The organism is Vibrio sp. MM46, from assembly GCF_027587135.1.
Taxonomy (GTDB): domain Bacteria; phylum Pseudomonadota; class Gammaproteobacteria; order Enterobacterales; family Vibrionaceae; genus Vibrio; species Vibrio harveyi.
In genome coordinates, this window is the sequence record NZ_JAPPTO010000054.1 from 1 (window position 1) to 6,071 (window position 6,071).

The window sequence follows — 6,071 nt, forward strand, 5'->3', positions numbered from 1 at the left end:
AGGTTTGGGCGTTTTAGGTGCTTGTTTTGGCTCGTTGTACCATCGCCACCCTGGTGGGGTATCATTGGCGAGAGCAGAAGACAGAGGGGCAAGCAGCGTTAGGGTAATGACGTAAAGCAGAGATTTTTTCATCATCATAGACCTTGGTTAAATGCAGCAGAGTGTTCAAGTAATGGGTGACAGTGCGCTTATGGCTTTTCCTACAACTTGCGGTGATTGACACAACTGAGGCTTGTATCTTTCGTTATCGCAAAGTAGCCAGAATCCTTGCTTTTCTTCATCCCATTGTAATCGTCTAAATATTCGACCTTGCGAGCTTTCCAAGCAATAAATGCCGTCGGGTAGGTGGCTATCTGGTGTGAGTTTTTCAAGAACTACTGGCGTATTGATAGATAACGTTGGGCTCATTGCATCGTCTAAGCAAAGTTCGACGCATTGGTTGGATTGAAGCCAGTGGTTATCGGTGTAGTTCTGACCTGTTAATAACCAAAGGATATCTTCATTGGTCAGCTGTGCTATAGCGATTAAGTCGTGAATGCCAGGAGTGCTTTTGCCATTTACATAGTTGTTGATACTGACAAATGAGCCTGCACCTTTCCAAGCTTTTGCAAAGGCTCGTTGCGACATCGGAGCAATGGCTATACGGAGTCGTTCACCAAGTCCGCAGATTTGCTCCTTTATTTTGGGGTTGAATTCTCTTCTTTTAGTGTCTGAATGGCTCATGATTTGCTTTCTTTGCAGTTGGTGTTTGCTAACGTTCGGCTTGTTCGTGGGTCTTTCTCGTCTGAATAAGCGCCTAGTAATACAACCCCTGCTGCCATCATTAGGCTGATGAAATCTTCAATAGGATGGGTAATTAAGGTGTACGTCACCCCTCCTGCTAAAAGTATGAGGCATCCGCTTAGTGCGGCCTTGTTTAGCGTAAAACCAGAGGGGCGGGAGTCGGCCCAAGTAATGAACCCCCATGCCAGTGCACTTGCGGCTAACCAAAAATACCAGGTTATTGCGCAAATAGGCCTGCTTGGAATGAAAACCACTAGATACGCACCAACAAGAGAGATAATCAAGTTGCGTGCTGTTTGAGGTGAAAGGTATTTATGCATGGGCGAATTTCCTTATGTTAATTTGAGTTATCGCAGTGATATCACCTTATGGGTTGAATGATGGCAGTCACTTTGCCAACAGGCGCTATCTCTTCAAGGTGCTGCGCTGGGTAGTGTGTGTTATCCCCAAACACTCGGTAGGTTTGCTCTGTCTCAAGCCATTGTATGCGGCGCACAATCAAACCTTGCTGATTGGTTAATAGGTACAAGCCATCTGTCAGGCGCTTTTTCTTTGGTAGCGGCTTGATAGGGCGGTACTCAATCTCTGCTTTGGTGGGTATTGTGGGGCTCATTACGTCATCTTCGACCGTTAAGCGCAAAGTCGTGTTTTGCGGCGGTAATGGCTGTACGTCTTTTTGCTCTGCGCCGAACAAGTACGCTAACGAAACACCGCATTCTTGTGCGATAAGGGCGAGTTTGGGAAGGGTGGGGTAGGCTTTTTTGTTGGCGTATTGGTAAAGCATTGACTCAGATAAGCCCGTTTCCTGAATAAGATGAGGAACCCCTCTTTCCCTAATGATACAAGCGAGACGATCTTGCAACAGTGTAAGGGTTTGATTAGCTTGGTATTGTTGAGTGAAGTGTTTTTCTTTTTTTTTCATTGACCGGGAACCTTTTGGATGATACTCGTACAGTGATTTATTGAGACGTTAATCTTTCATTGCTCGTCAAAGGAGTTCGTTATGTCTGGTGATATTTTTGCAGGTGCCATTCCTCTGTTTTGGTCGCAATTGGGTGAGAATTTGCCCTTGTTTCTCATGGTGATTGGTGCGGCTTGGCTTCAATACAAAACGACGGCTTAAATGGATTGCTCTTATCGCCAGATTTCCATTGCTTGGCGATAAGAGCGTATTTCCTTACTGTTCTACCTTCTTGTCTTTCTCCATTGTCTTATTGTTTTCATCAGGCTTAGTTTGGTGCGTTGATCCTTCGTTGCACTGATTGGTCATCTGTCTTGAGCGCTTGCCATACTTTGCTCTGATGTGGTCGCAAACCCTAAATAAGCCGGTTGCAAGTAGGCTGATAATTACCAAACTCAAATAAAGTAGCCCTATTTGCTCTCTTTCGCGCTGTGTGGTCTGGCGTGCTGAGTCGGCTATTGAGGTGGTTTTCACTTCCGAATTTGGACAAGGGTTGGCGTTACCTACGATGGTCGCTCTATCAATCGGTGTTCCATCGGTGCATTCAAAAATACGTATCTGCCCTTTTTCGGCTTTACCAAGCCACGCAGCTTGTGTCACTGCGGTGACTAATCTTTGGTTGTAATTAAAATGACTGTCAGTTGCTAAAACATAGGCAGCGATGACAAGCAGTAATACCGCGGGTGTTTGAATGAGGTGCTTAGCAAGCAGTGATAGTGTGGAGTGGTGGCTCTGGATAAAGTTTTTCATGTACTGTCCTTTGTTTAGTGATGAAGGTCGATTTAACCGCCCGCTGCACTTTGAAGTCGTTTCTTGATTTCATCAAAGTTAGGCAGGTTGGTGTTGGCGTGCATTTCTGGGTAGAACTCTGAAAAATCGATGTGCTCAAAGTTGATTTGACCGAGTTCTTCCGGGGTGATAGCTGCGCAAGTTGGGTTTTTGGCACTGCCAAGTCCTTTACCTAATTGCTGGATAGAGCCTTGCTCTTGAATGATTTTGGCAAGTTTGCTGTCATAGACGCAGTAACTGCGTTTTTTACGTGTGCAAACCCCAAGGACTTTCTTGGCGCAGTATTGCCCTACATACAGGGTTAATCCTTTCTCTTTCGCTTTGCCTAACGCTTTTTCACCTTCGCTGCATTTTGCTCCCAGGCTTTGTCCCCATCCTGAGTCTTTGCAGCAGTCGTTAAAGCCTGCGAGTTTTTTGTCACATTTCATGGGTTTGCCCGTAAATATCTTAGGCGGGTCGCCGACATCTTTTACCGCTTCGGCAAGCCCTGCCAGTGCCGCGACGGATTTATCAAAGTTACCATTGAGTTTTGGCTCTTCCACATAGCAATCGCCATCAAGGCAAAAGGATTGTTCACCACACTGCATTTGGGTGGCGCGGCATGATTTTTCAGGGCAACTTTTTTTGATTTCTTCTTCGACGCAAACCCCATTTTGTTTGAGTGAGCAAGAGCGAGATTGTTCTTTGCAGTCTTTGGGTAAACTGGCGCAGGAGTCTGACAGTTCGCAAAGGTGATTGACTTGGTATTTCCAGCAATCAAGATGAGTGGGAATACCGTTAATTATGCGAGTTTGCGGTCCTTCAATGCAGACTTGGTTGGTTTTTTTGCAGTCTTTTAGTAAGGAGCAATCGGTCTTCCATGAAAAGGTGTTTTTGATGCACTGTGCGCCAGAGAGTGTATAACCCGCATCGCACTTCAAAGCGGCGGGCTTTTCGATAGGGACTGGACCGCAAATTTCATAAAGGCTTGTAGTTGCAATGCCGCAGCTATTGTAATTTGTGGCGTATTTGTAATCCCCTTTGTAATAACCATCTTTAGAGTAAACCTGCTTTCCATCCCAATAATAAGTGGTTGTATAACCGCTGCTTGAGTAGCAATTGTGGAAGCGAGCGGAGTCAGTCGTCTGGTTGCTCTTATCGAAGCGGCATTGCGTCTCAACGTTATGGCAAGTCATGCCTTTTAACGTCCATCCATCCTGACATTGATAGCGTGTGATGCCGATTTCAATCTGTGCCACGGGCGTACTATAACAAGGCACGTTGTTGTTCGTTGGTGAGGTGCAAATGCGTGTGTGATTTTCAATTAAGCACTGCGTTCCAGCATCACAGTCTACGTAGGCGTTAGATACGCCATGGGTGATTTCAAAAGCATTTTCTTGACCCAACAAAGCAAAGCGCATAGCAGGGTCGTTCTTTATATCAGGCTTACCCTTATTGAAGTTGTTCTGTATTGCTTGGGCGGTCTCATCTTTTGCAAAAGCGAGATTTTTTTGGCTATTGATGTCGCTGTCAGAGAGGTGGGATTCTTTTGGGTTTCGTATCTCTCTTTTACAAGCGGCATCTTTGCAGTAATCATCGATATTAAGAGGGAGCGAGCTTGGCTTTAGGGCTTGGTTCGCTGTTTGTTTTGCCCAGCTTGCGGCATCCGTGAAGGTTTGCTGTTCGCTGGTTAAAGCCGATGCAGAGAAAAGGCTGAGCATGAGCGCAGCCCAAGGGTATAGGCGCATAAGAAACACCTCGTTAAAAGTGATGGTAAGAGTACAATGTTTGAGTAGGCATAAGAGTGTTGCTTATGCTAGAACGATAAATATTTTTGGATTGGAGTATTGATATGCTTTTAAAATGTGTTGTTTGTGAACATCCTGTTGCTCCGGATGCAGACCGATGTCCGAATTGTCGTACTGGTGACCCATTTGGTGCTATCGCAAGAAGAAAGCGTCTTGAAAAATGGCTGGCTTTTATTGTTTTAGGCGGCAGTGGCGTCTATTTCGTATTTGAGTTTATCCAACGTGGATATTTACAATATTTTTTGTAACTGGCGCACGATGTGCGTGAGCGTTTGAATGTCATCATCAATGCGATCACGATGCCATGCCAGATCTATCACGTTAGATTTCAAGTAATACTGATCATGATACGTAGACGAAAGAGCCCAAACTAACTGAATGTCATGATTGTATTGCTCAACAATTTCCCAAGGGTGGTGCAATTTACCTCGTTGACGGGCTTTTCTTACCGCTTGAATAAGCCTTTCTACTGCACCTTGCTCTGCTACAAAGTAAACATAAGGCGGCTCTGGTCGCCCGAAGGCGTGACCTTGGCAGGAAGCAAGCGTTTTTATTGATGGCACAGCATTTAACTGTGATACCAAAGGTGTGATTTTGGGGTCAATATCTTCGTAGCGTCGCGCTTTTTGTTTTCTTGGCTCTATGAAAATCTCGCTCCAGAGGTTATGGAGTTTTTTGGATATTGGCATGGATTGCGCCTCATCATGACTTAAGCATTATTGTGAATACAGAGTGCGCAGCAGAGGGTGAATGTTTTGCTGCGCATCGCCCATGGCGAGATAATCTAGCGCTTGATAGAGCGAGATATTGCCATAAAGAATGTCGTAGTCAGCGTTGGAGCAAGGTTGCTCTGGCAGACAACGCCCTGGCTTGACCGATACAAAAGCCGGCACCTTTGTAATATCAAACTGCTTAAACCAATCAGGACTGATTGAAAATCCACTCTGTATTGGTGCTTGGTTTGGTGAGCGTATTAATGACTCGATGCGCTTGGCAGTGGCTGGAAAACCTTCTGGCAAGACACCACGGATCACAAGAGGGATGCCGAGATGTTCACTTTGCGTCAGCAATTGTTTCAGTGCCGTATCGGGCATAGTCAGCGACACAAAAACTATCACGCCTTTGGGCGCTTGGTCGGGATTACGTGTGGGTTTTTGCATGCCGAGCAATGGAGAGAGGCTTTCCTCTTTTATTAAGGCTTGAATTTTTTTGCTGGCATCAAGCGCTTGTTGCTTATAGGCATTGGCTTGGTTTTGCACCTGGTCAATCTGCCATTGATTTGCCGTGTCAGTTTGCTGGCTAAGTGCTTGCTCAAGTTTGGCAAAAGCTTTGAGTTCTTGCTCTGTATAAGCGCTGCTAGGCAGCGAGATAAACAAGCACAGAAAAATAAGAGAGCGCCAGATGGCGCTCTCAAATGATGATATGGTCATATTAACCCTCTTGGTCATGGGCGTTTAAATGGTGGGTAGAGAGTATGTGCGTCTTGAAAACTGATTGAGCAGACTTTGCGGGCGTTGAGGTCTTTGCAAAACGAGAAACAGAAATGCGTCAAAGGAAAGCAGCAGTAGATGTGCTTGTGATTGGCTATATCCGTCTTTAAAAAGTCCTCAAGAGAGTTCAAGTTGCTGGCAATAAACAATTCTGACTCGCCTTGTAATGTCGGTGGTGAAAAAGTCATGATTGCCTCTTACAAAAATACACAGTTACGTTTTCGCCACTGAACAAAACCAAAATTATCTCCGGTGACAGGA

At 45.3% G+C, this 6,071-nt stretch carries 8 protein-coding genes; 1 reads left to right on the forward strand and 7 read right to left on the reverse strand.

Going from position 1 to position 6,071, the window contains the following annotated elements; all coding sequences use genetic code 11:
- Positions 1-165: 165 nt before the first annotated feature.
- The 5 genes from OH459_RS27470 to traN all read right to left on the reverse strand — a co-directional run bounded on the left by OH459_RS27470 (position 166) and on the right by traN (position 4,260).
- On the reverse strand, positions 166-723 hold the full coding sequence (locus tag OH459_RS27470; RefSeq protein ID WP_230844686.1) for a hypothetical protein: 558 nt from the start codon (positions 721-723) through the stop codon (positions 166-168).
- Positions 720-872 carry a hypothetical protein gene (locus tag OH459_RS27475; protein WP_230844685.1) on the reverse strand — a complete coding sequence of 51 codons (153 nt, stop codon included), beginning with the start codon at positions 870-872 and terminating at the stop codon, positions 720-722. Before OH459_RS27475 ends, OH459_RS27470 begins: the two co-directional genes overlap by 4 nt.
- Positions 873-1,144: 272 nt before the next feature.
- On the reverse strand, positions 1,145-1,705 hold the full coding sequence (locus OH459_RS27480) for a S24/S26 family peptidase (RefSeq protein WP_050926306.1): 561 nt from the start codon (positions 1,703-1,705) through the stop codon (positions 1,145-1,147).
- A gap of 255 nt (positions 1,706-1,960) precedes the next feature.
- Entirely contained in the window at positions 1,961-2,494 is a 534-nt protein-coding gene (locus OH459_RS27485; protein ID WP_050907324.1) for a hypothetical protein, read from the reverse strand.
- A gap of 32 nt (positions 2,495-2,526) precedes the next feature.
- Positions 2,527-4,260, reverse strand: a complete 1,734-nt coding sequence (gene traN / locus OH459_RS27490; RefSeq protein ID WP_269989720.1) for a type-F conjugative transfer system mating-pair stabilization protein TraN — start codon at positions 4,258-4,260, stop codon at positions 2,527-2,529.
- Positions 4,261-4,364: 104 nt separating this feature from the next.
- Between traN and OH459_RS27495 the strand changes: the two genes are divergently transcribed.
- The gene (locus OH459_RS27495; RefSeq protein WP_017191036.1) at positions 4,365-4,568 is read left to right on the forward strand and encodes a hypothetical protein; all 204 of its coding nucleotides are present in this window, start codon (positions 4,365-4,367) and stop codon (positions 4,566-4,568) included.
- Here the strand turns inward: OH459_RS27495 and OH459_RS27500 are convergent.
- Positions 4,551-5,009, reverse strand: a complete 459-nt coding sequence (locus OH459_RS27500; protein ID WP_050926304.1) for a hypothetical protein — start codon at positions 5,007-5,009, stop codon at positions 4,551-4,553. The genes OH459_RS27495 and OH459_RS27500 overlap by 18 nt on opposite strands.
- A gap of 27 nt (positions 5,010-5,036) precedes the next feature.
- Positions 5,037-5,750: a type-F conjugative transfer system pilin assembly protein TrbC gene (gene trbC / locus OH459_RS27505; RefSeq protein WP_050907342.1), complete on the reverse strand. Its 714-nt coding sequence runs from the start codon at positions 5,748-5,750 to the stop codon at positions 5,037-5,039.
- Positions 5,751-6,071: the final 321 nt, after the last annotated feature.

Bases quoted from the DNA above. Each gene is read 5' to 3' on its own strand.
- OH459_RS27480 (WP_050926306.1), bottom strand. From the start codon at position 1,705: ATGAAAAAAAAAGAAAAACACTTCACTCAACAATACCAAGCTAATCAA.
- trbC (WP_050907342.1), bottom strand. From the start codon at position 5,750: ATGACCATATCATCATTTGAGAGCGCCATCTGGCGCTCTCTTATTTTT.
- OH459_RS27485 (WP_050907324.1), bottom strand. From the start codon at position 2,494: ATGAAAAACTTTATCCAGAGCCACCACTCCACACTATCACTGCTTGCT.
- traN (WP_269989720.1), bottom strand. From the start codon at position 4,260: ATGCGCCTATACCCTTGGGCTGCGCTCATGCTCAGCCTTTTCTCTGCA.
- OH459_RS27470 (WP_230844686.1), bottom strand. From the start codon at position 723: ATGAGCCATTCAGACACTAAAAGAAGAGAATTCAACCCCAAAATAAAG.
- OH459_RS27500 (WP_050926304.1), bottom strand. From the start codon at position 5,009: ATGCCAATATCCAAAAAACTCCATAACCTCTGGAGCGAGATTTTCATA.
- OH459_RS27495 (WP_017191036.1), top strand. From the start codon at position 4,365: ATGCTTTTAAAATGTGTTGTTTGTGAACATCCTGTTGCTCCGGATGCA.